The 15580-nt window shown below is 35.9% G+C and carries 18 protein-coding genes; 13 read left to right on the top strand and 5 right to left on the bottom strand.

The genetic code is table 11. From position 1 onward, the window contains the following. The first annotated feature begins 196 nt into the window (after window positions 1–196). The 6 genes from P256_RS04125 (at window position 197) to P256_RS04100 (ending at window position 4426) form a co-directional block, all read left to right on the top strand. Entirely contained in the window at window positions 197–1384 is a 1188-nt protein-coding gene (locus P256_RS04125; protein WP_023272423.1) for an O-succinylhomoserine sulfhydrylase, read from the top strand. An 18-nt stretch (window positions 1385–1402) separates the two neighbouring features. After that, the gene (locus P256_RS04120) at window positions 1403–1732 is read left to right on the top strand and encodes a YbaB/EbfC family nucleoid-associated protein (RefSeq protein ID WP_023272422.1); all 330 of its coding nucleotides are present in this window, start codon (window positions 1403–1405) and stop codon (window positions 1730–1732) included. Window positions 1733–1748: 16 nt separating this feature from the next. Next, the gene (recR, locus tag P256_RS04115; RefSeq protein ID WP_023272421.1) at window positions 1749–2345 is read left to right on the top strand and encodes a recombination mediator RecR; all 597 of its coding nucleotides are present in this window, start codon (window positions 1749–1751) and stop codon (window positions 2343–2345) included. Window positions 2346–2551: 206 nt separating this feature from the next. Beyond that, the gene (locus P256_RS04110; protein WP_023272420.1) at window positions 2552–3697 is read left to right on the top strand and encodes a ribonuclease D; all 1146 of its coding nucleotides are present in this window, start codon (window positions 2552–2554) and stop codon (window positions 3695–3697) included. 59 nt (window positions 3698–3756) lie between these two features. Beyond that, the gene (locus P256_RS04105; protein ID WP_023272419.1) at window positions 3757–4062 is read left to right on the top strand and encodes a YcgL domain-containing protein; all 306 of its coding nucleotides are present in this window, start codon (window positions 3757–3759) and stop codon (window positions 4060–4062) included. After that, window positions 4028–4426, top strand: a complete 399-nt coding sequence (locus tag P256_RS04100) for a hypothetical protein (protein WP_407637979.1) — start codon at window positions 4028–4030, stop codon at window positions 4424–4426. Before P256_RS04105 ends, P256_RS04100 begins: the two co-directional genes overlap by 35 nt. Before the next feature lie 56 nt (window positions 4427–4482). On the opposite strand, the gene P256_RS04095 is transcribed toward P256_RS04100, so the two are convergent. Continuing rightward, a complete protein-coding gene (locus tag P256_RS04095; RefSeq protein ID WP_023272417.1) occupies window positions 4483–4716 on the bottom strand; it encodes a hypothetical protein in 234 nt (77 codons plus the stop codon). A 239-nt stretch (window positions 4717–4955) separates the two neighbouring features. Here P256_RS04095 and P256_RS04090 point away from each other — a divergent pair, with 239 nt between their 5' ends. The 5 genes from P256_RS04090 (at window position 4956) to ahpF (ending at window position 9492) form a co-directional block, all read left to right on the top strand. Further along, on the top strand, window positions 4956–5324 hold the full coding sequence (locus P256_RS04090; protein ID WP_023272416.1) for a hypothetical protein: 369 nt from the start codon (window positions 4956–4958) through the stop codon (window positions 5322–5324). Window positions 5325–5582: 258 nt separating this feature from the next. Next, window positions 5583–5744, top strand: coding sequence for a hypothetical protein (locus tag P256_RS13225; RefSeq protein WP_155756734.1), 162 nt, complete (start codon window positions 5583–5585; stop codon window positions 5742–5744). A 90-nt stretch (window positions 5745–5834) separates the two neighbouring features. Next, on the top strand, window positions 5835–6950 hold the full coding sequence (gene ftsY / locus P256_RS04080) for a signal recognition particle-docking protein FtsY (RefSeq protein ID WP_023272414.1): 1116 nt from the start codon (window positions 5835–5837) through the stop codon (window positions 6948–6950). Window positions 6951–7132: 182 nt separating this feature from the next. After that, a complete protein-coding gene (locus P256_RS04075) occupies window positions 7133–7726 on the top strand; it encodes a nitroreductase family protein (protein ID WP_023272413.1) in 594 nt (197 codons plus the stop codon). Between the two features lie 200 nt (window positions 7727–7926). Further along, window positions 7927–9492: an alkyl hydroperoxide reductase subunit F gene (gene ahpF, locus P256_RS04070; protein ID WP_023272412.1), complete on the top strand. Its 1566-nt coding sequence runs from the start codon at window positions 7927–7929 to the stop codon at window positions 9490–9492. A 42-nt stretch (window positions 9493–9534) separates the two neighbouring features. On the opposite strand, the gene P256_RS04065 is transcribed toward ahpF, so the two are convergent. Further along, window positions 9535–9999, bottom strand: a complete 465-nt coding sequence (locus P256_RS04065) for a GIY-YIG nuclease family protein (RefSeq protein ID WP_023272411.1) — start codon at window positions 9997–9999, stop codon at window positions 9535–9537. 326 nt (window positions 10000–10325) lie between these two features. On the opposite strand from P256_RS04065, the gene P256_RS04060 reads away from it, so the two are divergent. Continuing rightward, window positions 10326–11135 carry a DODA-type extradiol aromatic ring-opening family dioxygenase gene (locus tag P256_RS04060; protein ID WP_023272410.1) on the top strand — a complete coding sequence of 270 codons (810 nt, stop codon included), beginning with the start codon at window positions 10326–10328 and terminating at the stop codon, window positions 11133–11135. Between the two features lie 4 nt (window positions 11136–11139). Here P256_RS04060 and P256_RS04055 read toward each other — a convergent pair whose 3' ends face one another. Next, complete coding sequence (locus P256_RS04055) at window positions 11140–11916, bottom strand: dioxygenase family protein (RefSeq protein ID WP_023272409.1); 777 nt, start codon at window positions 11914–11916, stop codon at window positions 11140–11142. 25 nt (window positions 11917–11941) lie between these two features. Next, the gene (gene rlmH / locus P256_RS04050) at window positions 11942–12421 is read right to left on the bottom strand and encodes a 23S rRNA (pseudouridine(1915)-N(3))-methyltransferase RlmH (protein ID WP_023272408.1); all 480 of its coding nucleotides are present in this window, start codon (window positions 12419–12421) and stop codon (window positions 11942–11944) included. A gap of 235 nt (window positions 12422–12656) precedes the next feature. Here rlmH and P256_RS12960 point away from each other — a divergent pair, with 235 nt between their 5' ends. Further along, window positions 12657–13073: an RcnB family protein gene (locus tag P256_RS12960; protein WP_023272407.1), complete on the top strand. Its 417-nt coding sequence runs from the start codon at window positions 12657–12659 to the stop codon at window positions 13071–13073. Between the two features lie 43 nt (window positions 13074–13116). On the opposite strand, the gene lon is transcribed toward P256_RS12960, so the two are convergent. Continuing rightward, window positions 13117–15546, bottom strand: a complete 2430-nt coding sequence (lon, locus tag P256_RS04040) for an endopeptidase La (RefSeq protein WP_023272406.1) — start codon at window positions 15544–15546, stop codon at window positions 13117–13119. Window positions 15547–15580: the final 34 nt, after the last annotated feature.

The raw sequence follows: 15580 nt of genomic DNA, 5'->3' as shown, positions 1-15580 counted from the left end.
AAAGTGATATTTTGAGTCTACTGAATTGGATGTTTTTCAACAATCATAAAGTAATATTTATAGTTTTTTTCATTATTATACTTATAAACATGAATTTTTTTGAGTTAATGAGTCCTTTCCTTTTTTTTACTTGACCAGTTTATAAGTTGGCACTCACAATGAATGGAATATAAGTGAATAACATGAGTGAAAGTCTATGAACCAAGAAGAATATGACCAATTTCAACTGGATACTTTAGCAATTAGAACAGGGCATACACGTACACATGAAGGTGAGCATGGAGAGCCAATCTTCTTAACCTCATCTTTTGTTTATAAAAATGCACAGGAAGCGGCTGATAAATTTCAGGGTAGAGAAAAAGGAAATATTTACTCTCGTTTTACCAACCCGACAGTCGGTATGTTTGAAAAACGACTCGCTGCATTAGATGGTGGTGAGCGTGCTGTTGCAACAGGGTCAGGCATGGGAGCTATCTTAGCAATTATGATGGCTTATCTAAAAGCAGGTGATCATGTTGTATGCTCAAGAGATATTTTTGGCTCTATTGTTGGACTGTTTGATCGGTACATTACAAAGTTTGGTGTTGAAGTAACTTATGTTGACTTAACTGATTTGATTCAATGGAAATCAGCAGTTCGTGAAAATACAAAACTTTTCTTCTTAGAGTCACCATCAAACCCATTGGCGATGATAGGAGATATCTCTGCAGTTGCTGAAATTGCACACCAAAATAATTCACTTTTAGTCGTAGATAATACATTTTGTACGCCTGTCTTACAGCAACCAATTAAATTTGGTGCGGACTTGGTTGTATATTCAGCAACTAAATATATTGATGGACAAGGAAGAGCTTTAGGTGGTGCAGTCGTTGGAAACCATGATTTATTAGAAGAAATTTTTGGTGTGGTTCGTACATTAGGGCCATCTATGAGTCCATTTAATGCATGGGTTTTTCTAAAAGGCTTAGAGACATTAAAGTTACGAATGAAAGCCCACTGTGAGGGTGCACAAGAAGTTGCAAACTGGTTAGAAAAGCATGAGAAAGTAGAACGAGTATATTACTCGGGTCTAGAAAGCCATCCCGGCCATGAGTTGGCTAAAGTACAGCAGTCAGGTTTTGGTGGTATTGTTTCATTTGAAGTGAAAGGTGGAAAAGATGCTGCATGGAAGGTTATCGATAGTACGCAATTCATTTCTATTACAGGTAATTTAGGTGATGTAAAATCGACCATTACACATCCTGCAACGACAACACATGGAAAATTATCAAAAGAAGCACAGCAAGCGGCGGGAATTAGTGATGGCTTGATTCGACTTTCTGTTGGTTTAGAAGATATTCATGATATTATTCGTGACTTATCTCGTGGTTTAGATTTGATTTAAAAGTTTGGAGCTTTTGGTATGAATATTAATATGCTGATGCAGCAAGCGCAGCGCATGCAAAAAGATGTTGAAGCGAATGCGAAAAAAGCAAAAGAAGAACTTGCACAAACAGAAGTTCATGCAGAAGCTGGTGGTGGTTTAGTAAAAGTGACGATGACTTGTCGTCATGTAGTGAAACGTATTGAAATTAATCCTGAACTTTTACAGGATGATGCAGATATGGTTGAAGATTTAATCGCAGCTGCAATGAATGATGCATCTCGCCAAGCGGAAGAAATTTCGGAAGCAAAAATGAAAGATGCAAATTCAGGTACAGGGCTTCCACCCGGTCTTGCAGGCTTATTTTAATTGAAAGGGGTTATGCATGTTTAGTCATAAGTTTGATGACTTAGTACACGCATTACGCCGTTTGCCAAGTGTTGGGCCAAAGTCGGCTCAGCGCATGGCATTGCATCTTATGATGAAAAATCGTGAGAGTGCCATGCTGTTAGCAAATGCTTTGAGTGAAGCTGCTCAACATATCCATAGTTGTGAGGTTTGTAACTCTCTGACAGAAAATAGAGTTTGTGATATTTGCGCATCACATCATCGTGATGAGACGCTGCTTTGTGTTGTTGAATCACCAGCCGATGTTATGGCAATTGAGCAAACAGGTAGTTTTAATGGAAAATATCATGTACTTGGTGGGCATCTATCTCCATTAGATGGTGTTGGACCAGATGAAATAGGTATTCCTCGTTTTATTGGTCGTTTAAGTGAAGGCAAAATACAGGAAGTTATACTTGCAACCAATGCGACTGTAGAGGGACAAGCAACTGCACATTATTTATTAGAAGCATGTAAACATTTGCCTGTACGTATGTCTCGTATTGCACAGGGTGTTCCACAAGGTGGTGAGCTAGAGTATGTCGATAGTCATACATTAAGCCAAGCAGTACATCAGCGTATGCTGTTTAAATAATATTAATTTAAATGATGATTTACTAAAAAATATACAAAGACATTGGATTTTTGTATATCACAGAATGAAAAAAGAAGTTTTTGATGTATAAAAGAATAAACTTATGCACAATTTAATTGTACCTCAATTTTTTTTCTACGAAGAAGTAAGAATGCCTGTGGTTCAATTGAAATATACTCATTAATAGCTAGGTAATAGACAGCGGCATGTATCAACTTATTCAGCAACAAAATGAACTGTCTCATATTCTCAGTGAGATGGAACAGACTTTAACTTATGCACTAGATAGTGAATTTGTGAAGGTTGATACGCTTTGGCCAAAATTAGGCTTATTTCAAATTAATGTGAGTGGTAAAGTCTATTTATTAGATGGTGTTACTTTGGATCTCACAGAGTTTTGGCAAAAATTACAAAAAGCGAATCAAAATATTTTTCATGCGTGTAGTGAAGATATTGATTTATTTTATCATTACTCAAAAATTAAGCCGCTTCATAATATATTTGATACCCAGTTGGCTATGTCATTTTTAGGGTATGGACTTCAAGTCAGTTATCAAAATGCATTACAGCTATATTTAAATATTGAAATAGAAAAAGATCATACTCGCTCAGATTGGACAGCAAGACCATTAAGCCGAGAACAACTTTGTTATGCAGCCAATGATGTAGAGTTTTTACCAACCTTGGCAGAAAAGATAAAACAAGATCTACAACATAAGCAATTATTGGCATATGTGGAAGAAGATTGCCGAAGCTTAGCGTATGAAATTAGTTTAGAAACGCCTACCGATGAATTATATAAAGATGTAGGTAATTATAGACACTCTCGCCGTCAGCTAATGCAGTTACAGCAATTGAGTGTTTGGCGCGAGCAACTTGTTAAAGCACTTAATATTCCGAGAAGCTTTGTACTTAAAAATAATGTAATGATTGAGCTTGTGGAAAAGAACCCTAAGAATCAATTTCAGCTTTCGAATATAAAAGGTATGCGCCCCAATATTATTCGTGAATATGGAAAAGTTATTTTAGATCTTTTAAAGTTCTTACCTGAAAAAGATTTATGGCCTCTGAGCCTTGCTAGACCTGTAAAGCAAATTTCTAAAGAAGTTGCAGAACAAGTTGATGAACTTATTGACCGTATTGCACAGGAAACAAAAGTTCCTCGTGCAGTGCTTATGCGAAAAAAATGGCTCAATGAATTATATCATCATGTTGTTTTTCATCATCAAGATATAGAGCATTTATCTTGTTACTTAAAAGGTTGGCGTTATCCGTTACTAGTTGAGCCATTACTCAAAATATTACAGGCCGATAAATTAAATTTGACACAGCAAATGAAAATACGCAAATAAAGAAATTTCAGATACAATAAATACCAAATTTTATATTTAAAAGATGAAGAGCACTATTTATGCACTGTGATATTTATCGTTCAAGTAAAAAAGATGAAATGTATATTTACGTTGCATCTCAACCCGATGTAGAAAAAGCCGAAGGGTATGATCCTTTAGAGGTTGTTCCTGAAACCGTACGCCAAGCATTTGGTCGTGCAACTTTTGTAATGCATCTAGAGTTAAGCGAGGGTCGTAAACTAGCCCGTGCAAATGTTTTACATGTAATAGATTCATTAGAAACAAAAGGTTTCTTTTTACAAATGCCACCTGAAGGCCTAATTAACCCGAATGCGGTTGCACCTGAGGGCTTACGTGGTGCCTAGTGAAAATATGGGGATTCTACATCAAGTACTTTCGTTACTTGATGTATTCCCAGAAGAGATGATCGCAATAAGTGTCTATGGCATTGGCGCATTTCTTATTTTACTTTGCTGGTATCTGATAACAAAACCGTATTCGCGGTTTTGTTCGATATCGACACTTATATTGTTTGCATTCTTTTTCACACCAACAGTCTCAGAAGGGACAAATGCGTTATTGTCACCTGCAATTTTTGGGCTCTTATTTGGTGTGGTTACAAAAGATCAGGCACTTATGTGGGTAAACTTAGCTTCAATTTTATTTGTTATTGGACTTGGGTTTATCGTTGGATTTTTCTTGTTGAAATTTCTAGAAAAAAGAAAATAAGAAATATTAAAATTAGAAAAATAAAGCAAAAAAAACGCCACCTAGGTGACGTTTTATTAAGCAACCATGGTTGCCATCTTTTGCCAATATTGTGCTTTGTAGCTATCACGCTCTACGCGGAAGCCTTGGTTATATAGCTCTGCTAGAAATAAAGCAGCTTTCCCATGACCTGCACGTGCAGCATTTTCTAAGTCAGTCACCGCATCTGAAAAGTTCATTTGCGATTGGATCGTATGTACAGCAGTTGCATATACAGTTTCTAGATCGTGTTGAGAGAGTTGTTGAATCATATTAAGCTCCTTATTTTAATTATGATTTAAGGACTTCTCACAAGTCCAAGTATTCACTAATTTAACTTTAATTTGTTAAACTAATATTACATTCAGTATGTTTTGTCAATTGTTAAATGTATTAATGATAATTTTTCAGGTTTATATGAATAATAACTAAACAGAAAAAATGGGTGTATACTAAAGTTATAAAGATTAAAAAAGATATTAATTTAAAGATAGCAACTAAGGATATAAAAATGAATACACATACAATAGACGGATTTAACTTTGATCTTCCAATTAATATAGAGCAAGTAAAAGCACTTGCAAAGTTTCACAGAGATCAATTACATGAATCACTATATCACAAAAATGATAAAGTAGGAAATATAGGCATCACACAACGCGCGAATATTTTATCTTTTACAAAAGTATTAGATGTGAGTAGTCAAAAGCAATTCTATGATGTTTACAATACAGAGCTAAAACAGCTTTCTACATTACAAAATGTTGAAGAAGACCATCATGAAAAAGGTGTAAATCCAGTATTACTTATTGTGATCTTAGCCTGCTTGGCAGCAACATTATATTTTGTTTTCGTTCATCATATTGTGCCAACCACTTAAACTATATAGTAACCATATTTTACTTATTATATGATTTAAGCTATTGTACTGTATGCATGATCGCCTTAAACTTAGGTTGAACTGAGGTTGGTCATGCAGAAATTTATAAATTTTTTTAATGTTTTAAAGAAAAAGCCATATAGTCATCTGTCATTTGACATCTGCTCTTGCTGGGGAGTTGTACTCACTATTTTAAGTGTGTTTTTATTTTGCCTATTCCTTTTATGCAGTTCTGTAACAGAGGAGCAGTATCACCAAGTGAAATCTATAGCTGGGCAAACGTTATATCCTCAGACGCAAGCAATGGCGTATCAACTACTTACACAAGAGAATATTCAAAAAAGTGATTATTTTCGCCTAGTCAGAGCGTATCAGTTTGAAATTGCAAATATTAAAACTTATCCTGCAGAAGGGCGTTAAATTGTATTTAATGGATTGAGTGGGCGGTTCTTTTAAAATTATGTTAAAATTTTCTTTTTAAATAATGCACTGTTTTTTCAAGGGATCAGCATGCACGAGCAAAATAATGTGTCTAATAAGTTTCTAATTGATGCAGATATTGGTGATGATGATGTGACATTACCCAACTTACCTGCTGTTGATGTCCCAATTGTAGATACAAAAGAATCTGAATATAGCCATGCGCCAGAACATACTATTTCTAATGAGCCTAAAAATATAGAGACTGAAGAGAAGCCAAAAGGTAGCTTTTTTAGTCGAATGAAAGAAGGTCTAACCAAGACAAGAAAAAGTTTCGCTGATGGTATGGTGAACATTTTAATTGGTGGTAAAGAAATTGATGATGAGTTATTAGAGGAAGTAGAAGAACAGCTTCTCGTTGCAGATATTGGTGTAGATGCTACGAAAAGAATTATTACCAATTTAACTGAACGTACAGCGCGCGGCGATTTAATTTACTCTCATTCTTTATATAAAGCGTTACAAGAAGAACTTGTTGATTTGTTGGCGCCACGTGTTGAAGCATTGGAAATTGATACACAAAAGAATCCTTATGTAATTTTAATGGTAGGTGTAAATGGGGTTGGTAAAACAACAACAATTGGTAAGCTTGCTAAAAAGTTACAGGGTGAAGGGAAGAAAGTGATGCTTGCAGCAGGGGATACTTTCCGTGCAGCAGCAACTGAGCAACTTCAAATCTGGGGTGAGCGTAACGAAATTCCTGTTGTTGCTCAGGGGCATGGTGCAGATAGTGCTTCAGTTATTTATGATGCTTTTGAAAGTGCGCGTGCTAAAGGTGTAGATGTTTTAATTGCAGATACAGCAGGGCGTTTACATAATAAAAGCAACTTAATGGAAGAGTTAAAGAAAGTAAAACGTGTGATGCAAAAAGTTGATCCAACCGCACCACATGAAATTATGTTGGTTGTTGATGCTGGTACAGGTCAAAATGCAATTAATCAAGTACAAGAATTTGATCAGGCAGTTGGTCTTACAGGGATTACAATTACGAAGCTAGATGGTACTGCAAAAGGTGGTGTGCTCTTTAATATTGCAAGCCGTACACATGTGCCAATTCGTTTTATTGGTGTAGGTGAAAAGATTGATGATTTACGTCCTTTCTCTGCAAAATCTTTTGTGGCGGCACTGTTTGAAACTGAGAAATAGTTAGCTTAAAAATCTGATTATTTGAATAGCGTCAATGATAAATTGGCGCTTTTTTATTTCATTATTGCAAAAATAGGACAGAGTGTTGACTAGGTGTCATATATTTATAACTTACGTTCTCTATAAAATAGTACTTAATAAATAGGTTCGTTCAATTAAATAAATATCGTGTGGAGAAAATAATGTCATTTATTAAAGAAATTGAAAAACGTCGTACGATTTATGCAATTGGTAATCATGTTCAACAGTCTAATGAAGACCTAGAAGTATTAATTAAAAAAGCAATTCGTTTAAGTCCTTCTGCATTTAACTCCCAGTCTTCAAGAGCAGTAATTTTATTTGATGACTCACACAAAAAGTTTTGGGAAATTGTAAGAGAAACTCTACGTAAAATTGTACCTGAAGCTGCATTTGAGGGTACAAATAAAAAGATTAATAGCTTTGCAGCAGGTAAAGGAACGGTTCTGTTTTATGAAGATCAGGATATTGTAAAAGGGCTTCAAGAGCAGTTTGCTGCATATGCAGATAATTTCCCAATTTGGTCAGAACACTCAAGTGCAATTGCGCAGTTTGCGGTATGGACAGCACTTTCTGAAGAAAATATTGGTGCTTCTTTACAGCATTACAATCCTATTGCAGATGAAGAAGCTGCGAAAGTATTTGAAGTTCCTTCAACATGGAAACTACGTGCACAGCTTGTATTTGGTTCAATAGAAGCACCAGCAGGTGAAAAAGAGTTTATGGAAGATAGTGCACGTTTTAAAACATTTAAATAAAATGATATAAGCTAGAGCCAAGTATATTTAATATGCTTGGTTTTTTATTTGGTTGCCATAAAGAAAGTATATATTGGTACTTGTAATTTAAGTGTTAATTTAAAAAAACGATTATATCTATGTGAATATTCTGTTTTAACTATTGTTATATTTTAGATATGATTATCTTAGTTAAAAATTACTCCACTGGAGACTAAATAATGTTAGACCAAAATATTAAAGCACAGTTAAAAGCTTATTTAGAACGTTTAGAAAGCCCAATTGAGTTGGTTGCATCTTTAGATGAATCAGATAAAGCCATTAAAATTAAAGAGCTTGTGACAGAAGTCGCTGAACTTTCTGACCAAGTAACTGTTCGTTTAGATGGTCAAAACATTCGTCGTCCAAGCTTTGGTATTGCAAAAGCAGGTGAAGAACCACGTGTATATTTTGCAGGTTTACCAATGGGGCACGAGTTTACATCTCTCATTCTAGCATTATTACAAGTTTCTGGTTATGCGCCAAAAGTTTCAGATGAGATTTTAAATCAAATTAAGGGCTTAAACTTAAAAGCAAATTTTGATGTATTTGTGTCTCTAACTTGCCACAACTGTCCAGATGTAGTTCAAGCTTTAAACTTAATTGCTATTTATAACCCAAATACAACAGCAACGATGATTGATGGTTCTTTCTTCCAAGATGAAGTAGAAGAAAGAAAAATTATGGCTGTACCAATGGTTTTTCAAAACAACGAACATATTGGTCAGGGTCGTATGACGCTTGAAGAAATTGTTGCTAAACTTGATACGAATTCGGCAGAGAAAGAAGCTGAAAAATTAAATGCAAAAGAAGCATTTGATGTACTTGTTGTTGGTGGTGGACCAGCAGGTGGTACTTCTGCAATATATGCAGCTCGTAAAGGTATTAAAACAGGTATTGTGGCTGAACGCTTTGGTGGTCAGGTTATGGATACCATGGATATTGAAAACTTTACGACTGTTCAGCGTACAGTTGGTCCACAGTTTACAAGTGATATGGAAAAACACGTGCGTGAGTACAATGTAGATATTATGAATCTACAGCGTGTAAGCCAAATTATTGGTGCAGATCAAACTGACAATGGTCTTGTTTCGGTTGAGCTAGAAAATGGTGTAAAGCTAGAGTCCAAATCAGTTATTCTTTCAACAGGTGCGCGTTGGAGAGAGCTAAATGTACCTGGTGAGAAAGAATACCGTACACGTGGTGTTGCATATTGCCCGCATTGCGATGGCCCATTGTTTAAAGGAAAACATGTTGCCGTTATTGGTGGTGGTAACTCAGGTGTTGAGGCAGCGATTGATTTAGCTGGAATCGTTGAGCATGTGACACTTATTGAATTTAGTGACCATTTACTTGCAGATCAAGTATTGCAAAATAAGTTACATAGCTTACCTAATTCAACAGTGATTATGAATGCTCAAACTACTGAAGTAATTGGTGATGGTGCACAAGTTACAGGACTAAAATATAAAGATCGTACGACTGATGAGCTGCATACAGTTAATTTAGCAGGAATATTTGTACAAATTGGTTTATTACCAAATACAGATTTCTTAAAAGGTGGTGCTGTCGAGCTGTCAAAACGTGGTGAGATTGTTATAAATGAACGTAATGAAACCAATGTAAAAGGTGTATTTGCAGCAGGTGACTGTACAACTGTACCTTACAAGCAAATTATTATTGCTACTGGTGAGGGTGCAAAAGCAGCATTATCTGCATTTGATTATATTATCCGTTCAGGAAACTAAGTTACCTCAAAAAGAGCTAAAGATATTTCTTTAGCTCTTTTTTTAGTTTTTATTTGAGCAAAATACTGAAATTTCAGTATCTATAATATCAATGACTGCACCTTTAGATATAATATAATCATATTGATCTTTCATTAGTTGATGGTTTAAAAGAGGGTGGTCTAAACTATCTAACTCATTGATGAGCCCTTTTTCTGCTTGAGCAAGTGCTTTACTTAAATTTCCTCTTGTAATGACTTCAGCAAAAGCCAATTTCTTTGGACCAGCTTTAGTATTAATAAGGCCATCTACAAGTTTAATACTATTAAAATGTGCTTTCATACGGTTACGAATATTTTCAGAACGGCCTACATATAAAGCTTCTTTATAATCACCATATTCGCGAAAGAAAATATATACACCCGCAATTTCAGGGGGTATTGAGAAATCAAATACTTTTAGGTTTTTTAGAAGAGTAGATGAGCTGCCTAAAATGATAGGTTCATGCCAGTCTAAAGTGATATTCATATATAGCGGTCATTAAATTTTTTATGATTATATGCATAAATAACTGATAAGAAGTTATATATGTATTAAGTGATTTAAAATTGATCGCTTGGTTTTAGTGAATTTGTGAGAAAGTACAATCCCTATTCTTATGGGTAAATAAAATTTTATAAAAAAACAAATAATTATGTTGTAAATGCTACTTACTGTAATCAACCAAATAGATTTATTGAAATTTGAAGCTATCGTTCTAATACTTCATCTGAGTGTTCTATTTGTTGAATTGTTCTATGCCTTAGAAGCTTTCATACTTCTATAAACACAGATAAACGTTTATGGGGAAAGCAATGAATATTGATCAAGTACGTCAACCAGTGTTTTTCGTTTCACATGGTGGTGGGCCTTGGCCATGGATAGATACACTTAAAAAGCAATATGTAGAGTTAGAGCGTTCATTATCTCAAATATTAGAGAGCTTAGTAAAACAGCCTAAAGCAATTTTAATGATTTCTGCACATTGGGAAGAGTCTGTTTTTACGGTACAAGGTGCAGAAAGACCAACAATGCTGTATGACTATTCAGGTTTTCCTAGAGATACTTACGAAATTAAATATACTTCCTCTGGTTCTCGTGACTTAAGTACTAGGATAGTTGATATTTTAAAAGCTGCACATATTGATGTTGCTATAGACATGTCTAGGGGGTATGACCATGGCATGTTTGCACCAATGCAAGTCATTAATCCTAAAGCCGATATTCCTGTAGTACAACTTTCTTTAAAAAAAGGTTTAGACCCTATAACACATATTGAATTAGGGCGTCAGCTTGCTGCTTTACGAGATGAAAATATTTTGATTATTGCGAGTGGATTAACCTATCACAATCTTGCACATTTTAACTTTACTGCTGAAAAACAGTCTGCTTTATTTGATGATTGGTTGGGTAATACGCTTCTAAATCATGAAGGGCAATCGCGTAATATGCTTCTATGCGATTGGAAACAAGCGCCTGCGGCACGCTTTGCACACCCAAGAGAAGAACATCTGCTTCCTATCATGGTGGCAGTCGGTGCAGCAGAGAATGAAAAGGCAAGAAGAAACTATCATGAAACAAATTTTTTAGGTGGAATACACGTTTCTGGTTTTATGTTTGGATGAAATTTTAGTCGAAGCGGTAAATATCCATACCTAGAGACCCCATAGAAAAACTACTATGAACAATGCTAAACCGATGCCCTGTACCCATTGCAAAAAATAAAGGTGCTAGATGTTCGAGTGTTGGGTGGTTTTTTTCTAAATATGGTAGATTTTCCCAGTCTAAAACGGTTTCAAAATCATGCTGTTGTAGTTTTTGAACAATGTAGTTTCTGAAATTAGAAGCCCAAGTAGGTGTAGCTAATTGACGAGTCTGCCATGAAAGTTCAGAAAGGTTATGTGTAATGCTACCTGAACCAATCAATAGTATTTGTTCCTGCCGCAGTTCAGCTAAGGTTTTACCAATTTGATAAATATCTTCAGCACTGCCTTGCATGGGCAATGATATTTCAATGACAGGAATATCAGCTTCTGGATACATGTGGAGTAGTGGCATCCAAACACCATGATCACGAGGTCGAGTGCTATTTGCATTTGCATGAATATTTGCATTTGCAAAACGTTCTAACAGACGTTCTGAAAGTTCAATATTACCTGATGCAGGATAGCGAATCTCGTAAAGCTCTGCTGGGAATCCACGAAAGTCGTGCCAAGTTTCAGGTCTAGTTGCTGTACTCACCTCTAAAGCTTGGCTTTCCCAGTGTGCAGACATAACGATAATCGCATTTGGTTTGGGAAGATTAATACTTAGACGGTGTAATGCAGGTCCAACTTGCTCAGGATCTAGAGCAAGCATAGGTGAACCATGAGAAATAAATAAACCTGGTAGGGTTTGTAAATTCATAAATATCCTTTAAATATGCTTAAATTTAAGCACGATGGTATGGATGGTTATGGTTAATGCTCATTGCACGATAAAGCTGTTCAATAAGCATCACTCGAACAAGTGGGTGAGGTAATGTAAGTTTAGATAGTGACCAATGCCATTTGGCTACTTGCCTAACTTGGTCACTTAAGCCATCAGGCCCGCCAATTGCAAGTACGATATCTTGTCCTTCTAGCATCCAATCTTTCATGGTTTTGGCAAGATTTTCTGTACTTAACTCTTTACCATTCACTTCAAGCGCAATTAAAATTTCATTTGGTTTTAGTGCTGCTAGAATTGCTTCACCTTCAGTTTGACAGTACTTAAAAATATCTGCTTCTGAGTCATTTTTTCCTCGTTTCGCCATTGGTATTTCAACAAACTGGGTTTGTACAAAAGGTTGAATACGTTTTAGGTAGTCATTGACTCCTGTAAGTACCCACGCAGGCATTTTTTGACCAATGGTAAGGATGCGAATTTTCATAGGTAAGAATTATTGATTGAAAAGCCAATAATTATAACTTGAGAAAGGGTAAATCATAAATGTTCAGATACTAAAAATGAAAGATCATTGAATTACATGATCTACAATATTTTTATAAAATATTTGCATATTATACATTTCTTACTTAATTGTTTACAGCGCCTCACATGATTATTCATCGAAGCTCTTATATTTATGAGTAAATTACATATAAAGAGTGAAGTAAGGCTTTGAAATGTTAAAACTTAACAAGCATTTAATTTGTACTACAATATTATGTACAAGTACTTTAATGAGTGGTATTGCCTCTGCTGATCCATGGGATCATGGTCCAGAACGAGGTGGGCCACAAGGCGGACAACCCTCATTTTCTGATGATCGCCCTCATCATCATGGCCATCCACAAGATATGAGATATGAGCCTGACTTTCGTCAATATCCTCACTACTACCATGCACCTGAAGGTGGGCAATGGCAAAGAGGTGGATACTTACCACGGTCTTATTGGGGGCCAAATTATCGTATAAATAATTGGCAAGATAATGGTCTACCACCACCACCAAGTGGGCATCGTTGGCTACATGTAAATGGTCAATATATTTTAGTTGCTGCTGCAACAGGCATTATTACCAGCATTTTATTACATCATTAAAAAAAGCCACTCTTATGAGTGGCTTTTTTCTATACGTATAATATTAGTGACGAGTTACTTTATTTTCAGTGACTGGCTTAACCAAAGGTGTTGGTAGTGGTTTAGGCATTTCTGTTAATGCAAATGGCAAGACATCATCAATCGTTTTGACTGCTTTAATTTCTAAACCTTCTTTTACATTGTCAGGGATTTCAGCTAAATCACGAACATTTTCTTGTGGAATAAATACAAGCTTAATACCACCACGATGTGCTGCAAGAAGTTTTTCTTTTAGCCCACCAATACGTAATGCATGACCACGTAAAGACGTTTCACCTGTCATAGCAATATCTGCACGAATAGGTATACCTGTAAACGCAGATACAAGAGCAGTCGTTAATGCTAAACCTGCTGATGGACCATCTTTAGGTGTTGCACCTTCAGGTAAATGAACATGTACATCAGTTTCTTCAAAGCGAGTAGATTCGATACCAAGCTCATCTGCACGTGTTCTTACAACAGTCATTGCAGCAGTAATAGATTCTTTCATTACATCGCCAAGAGAGCCTGTAGTAATGAACTTACCTTTGCCTTTCACAGCAGCGACTTCAATCGTTAAAAGCTCGCCACCTACTGATGTCCAAGCAAGACCATTTACACGACCAATCTGTGCTTCTTCTTCAGCAATACCATAATCAAATTTATGTACGCCTAAGTAGTCAGGTAAATTTTGATCTGTTACATCAATATGCAAGTTTTTCGCTTTTTTACTTACAGCTTCTTTAACAACTTTACGTGCAATTTTTGAGATTTCACGTTCTAAGCTACGAACACCTGCTTCGCGGGTATAACGACGAACGATATCTTGAATTGCCTCTTCATGTACAGAAAGCTCTTTAGCACGTAAGCCATTATCTTTAATTGCTTTTGGTACTAAATAACGAGATGCAATATTTACTTTCTCTTCTTCGGTATATCCTGGTAAGCGAATAACTTCCATACGGTCAAGTAATGCTTCAGGAATATTCATGCTATTTGCAGTACAAATAAACATAACCTCAGATAAGTCTAAATCCAAGTCTAAATAGTGGTCGTTAAACTTACTATTTTGCGATGGGTCTAGCACTTCAAGTAAGGCAGAAGCTGGATCACCACGATAATCTTGTGCCATTTTATCAATTTCATCGAGTAAGAATAAAGGATTCTTAACTCCTGATTTTGTTAAAGATTGCACGATTTTACCTGGCATCGCACCAATATAAGTACGACGGTGCCCACGAATTTCTGCTTCATCACGTACGCCACCTAAAGCCATACGTACAAACTCACGACCTGTCGCTTTGGCAATAGATTCACCAAGTGATGTTTTACCCACACCAGGAGGACCAACTAGACAAAGAATCGGGCCACGTAGTTTTTTCACACGTGATTGAACTGCGAGATACTCAACGATACGCGCTTTAACTTCATCTAAGCCGTAATGGTCTTTATCTAGAATTTCTTGTGCTTTGTTTAGGTTAATGCTTACTTTACTTGCTGTATTCCAAGGTGTATCTAAAATAACATCTAAGTAGTTACGGACAACTGCAGCTTCACTTGATGCAGGTTGCATAGCCTTGAGTTTTCTAAATTCAACTTCGGCTTTTTTACGTACATGCTCAGGTAGATCTGCTTCAGCAAGTCGCTTTTCCAATTCAGCGACTTCATCTTCAGCACCGCCATTCATATCGGATAATTCACGTTGAATGACTTTCATTTTTTCATTTAGAAAGTATTCACGCTGATTTTTTTCCATTTGGCGTTTTACATTTTCATGCAAGTTTTGCTCAATTTGCTGTTCTTCAGATTGCTGAAGAAGGTAAGTCATAAGCTCTTTAAGATGTGCTTCGAATAAGTCTTCTTCTAGAAAGTTCTGTTTAACAGCAATATTTAGAGGCACGCGAGTCGCAACAAAAAATAGTAATTGTAATAAATCATCTATTTTGTTGGCAGCAGCAATTAACTCACGCGCATTGCGTAGTTTTGCTTCAGCATACTGCGCAAATAGACCTTGCAATTCTTGTAAACGATCTGCTTGTGTTTCTTTATCTAGTCCAACGTGTATTGGGCTAAGTGTATGTTCTGCTGTGAAATGACTTTCTTGCTCTGAAATATTTTCTAATTTTGAGCGGTATAAACCTTCGATCAAAACTTTAATGCAGTTTTCATCATTTTCATGGTTAACAACTTGGACAATTTTTGCAACAGTACCATATTGATAAAGATTTTCTTGATCAATATCTTCTGTAAGAGAGTCTTTTTGTGCAACCACAAATACTAAATTGTCACTGTTACGCGCCACATCAACAGCTTTTATCGATTTTTCACGACCAACAAAAAGCGCGATTTGCATGTGTGGATATACAACAACATCACGTAACGCTAAAAGAGGTAATACGTTTGGAATAGTTGTAAGTTCTTGAGAACTTTCATTATTCAGAATTTGTTCAGTCATGGGGCACTCCTAATGAGTGACAACATTGTTGCCA

The sequence above is a fragment of the Acinetobacter nectaris CIP 110549 genome (genome assembly GCF_000488215.1).
Lineage (GTDB): Bacteria > Pseudomonadota > Gammaproteobacteria > Pseudomonadales > Moraxellaceae > Acinetobacter > Acinetobacter nectaris.
The sequence above is the reverse complement of the archived record's forward strand: the minus strand, read 5'-3'. Positions and strand labels throughout refer to the sequence as shown.

Excerpts from the sequence above, each read along its gene's own strand:
- P256_RS04125 (WP_023272423.1), top strand. The coding sequence starts at position 197 with ATGAACCAAGAAGAATATGACCAATTTCAACTGGATACTTTAGCAATT.
- P256_RS04120 (WP_023272422.1), top strand. The coding sequence starts at position 1,403 with ATGAATATTAATATGCTGATGCAGCAAGCGCAGCGCATGCAAAAAGAT.
- recR (WP_023272421.1), top strand. The coding sequence starts at position 1,749 with ATGTTTAGTCATAAGTTTGATGACTTAGTACACGCATTACGCCGTTTG.
- P256_RS04110 (WP_023272420.1), top strand. The coding sequence starts at position 2,552 with ATGTATCAACTTATTCAGCAACAAAATGAACTGTCTCATATTCTCAGT.
- P256_RS04105 (WP_023272419.1), top strand. The coding sequence starts at position 3,757 with ATGCACTGTGATATTTATCGTTCAAGTAAAAAAGATGAAATGTATATT.
- P256_RS04100 (WP_407637979.1), top strand. The coding sequence starts at position 4,028 with ATGCGGTTGCACCTGAGGGCTTACGTGGTGCCTAGTGAAAATATGGGG.
- P256_RS04095 (WP_023272417.1), bottom strand. The coding sequence starts at position 4,716 with ATGATTCAACAACTCTCTCAACACGATCTAGAAACTGTATATGCAACT.
- P256_RS04090 (WP_023272416.1), top strand. The coding sequence starts at position 4,956 with ATGAATACACATACAATAGACGGATTTAACTTTGATCTTCCAATTAAT.
- ftsY (WP_023272414.1), top strand. The coding sequence starts at position 5,835 with ATGCACGAGCAAAATAATGTGTCTAATAAGTTTCTAATTGATGCAGAT.
- P256_RS04075 (WP_023272413.1), top strand. The coding sequence starts at position 7,133 with ATGTCATTTATTAAAGAAATTGAAAAACGTCGTACGATTTATGCAATT.
- ahpF (WP_023272412.1), top strand. The coding sequence starts at position 7,927 with ATGTTAGACCAAAATATTAAAGCACAGTTAAAAGCTTATTTAGAACGT.
- P256_RS04065 (WP_023272411.1), bottom strand. The coding sequence starts at position 9,999 with ATGAATATCACTTTAGACTGGCATGAACCTATCATTTTAGGCAGCTCA.
- P256_RS04060 (WP_023272410.1), top strand. The coding sequence starts at position 10,326 with ATGAATATTGATCAAGTACGTCAACCAGTGTTTTTCGTTTCACATGGT.
- P256_RS04055 (WP_023272409.1), bottom strand. The coding sequence starts at position 11,916 with ATGAATTTACAAACCCTACCAGGTTTATTTATTTCTCATGGTTCACCT.
- rlmH (WP_023272408.1), bottom strand. The coding sequence starts at position 12,421 with ATGAAAATTCGCATCCTTACCATTGGTCAAAAAATGCCTGCGTGGGTA.
- P256_RS12960 (WP_023272407.1), top strand. The coding sequence starts at position 12,657 with ATGTTAAAACTTAACAAGCATTTAATTTGTACTACAATATTATGTACA.
- lon (WP_023272406.1), bottom strand. The coding sequence starts at position 15,546 with ATGACTGAACAAATTCTGAATAATGAAAGTTCTCAAGAACTTACAACT.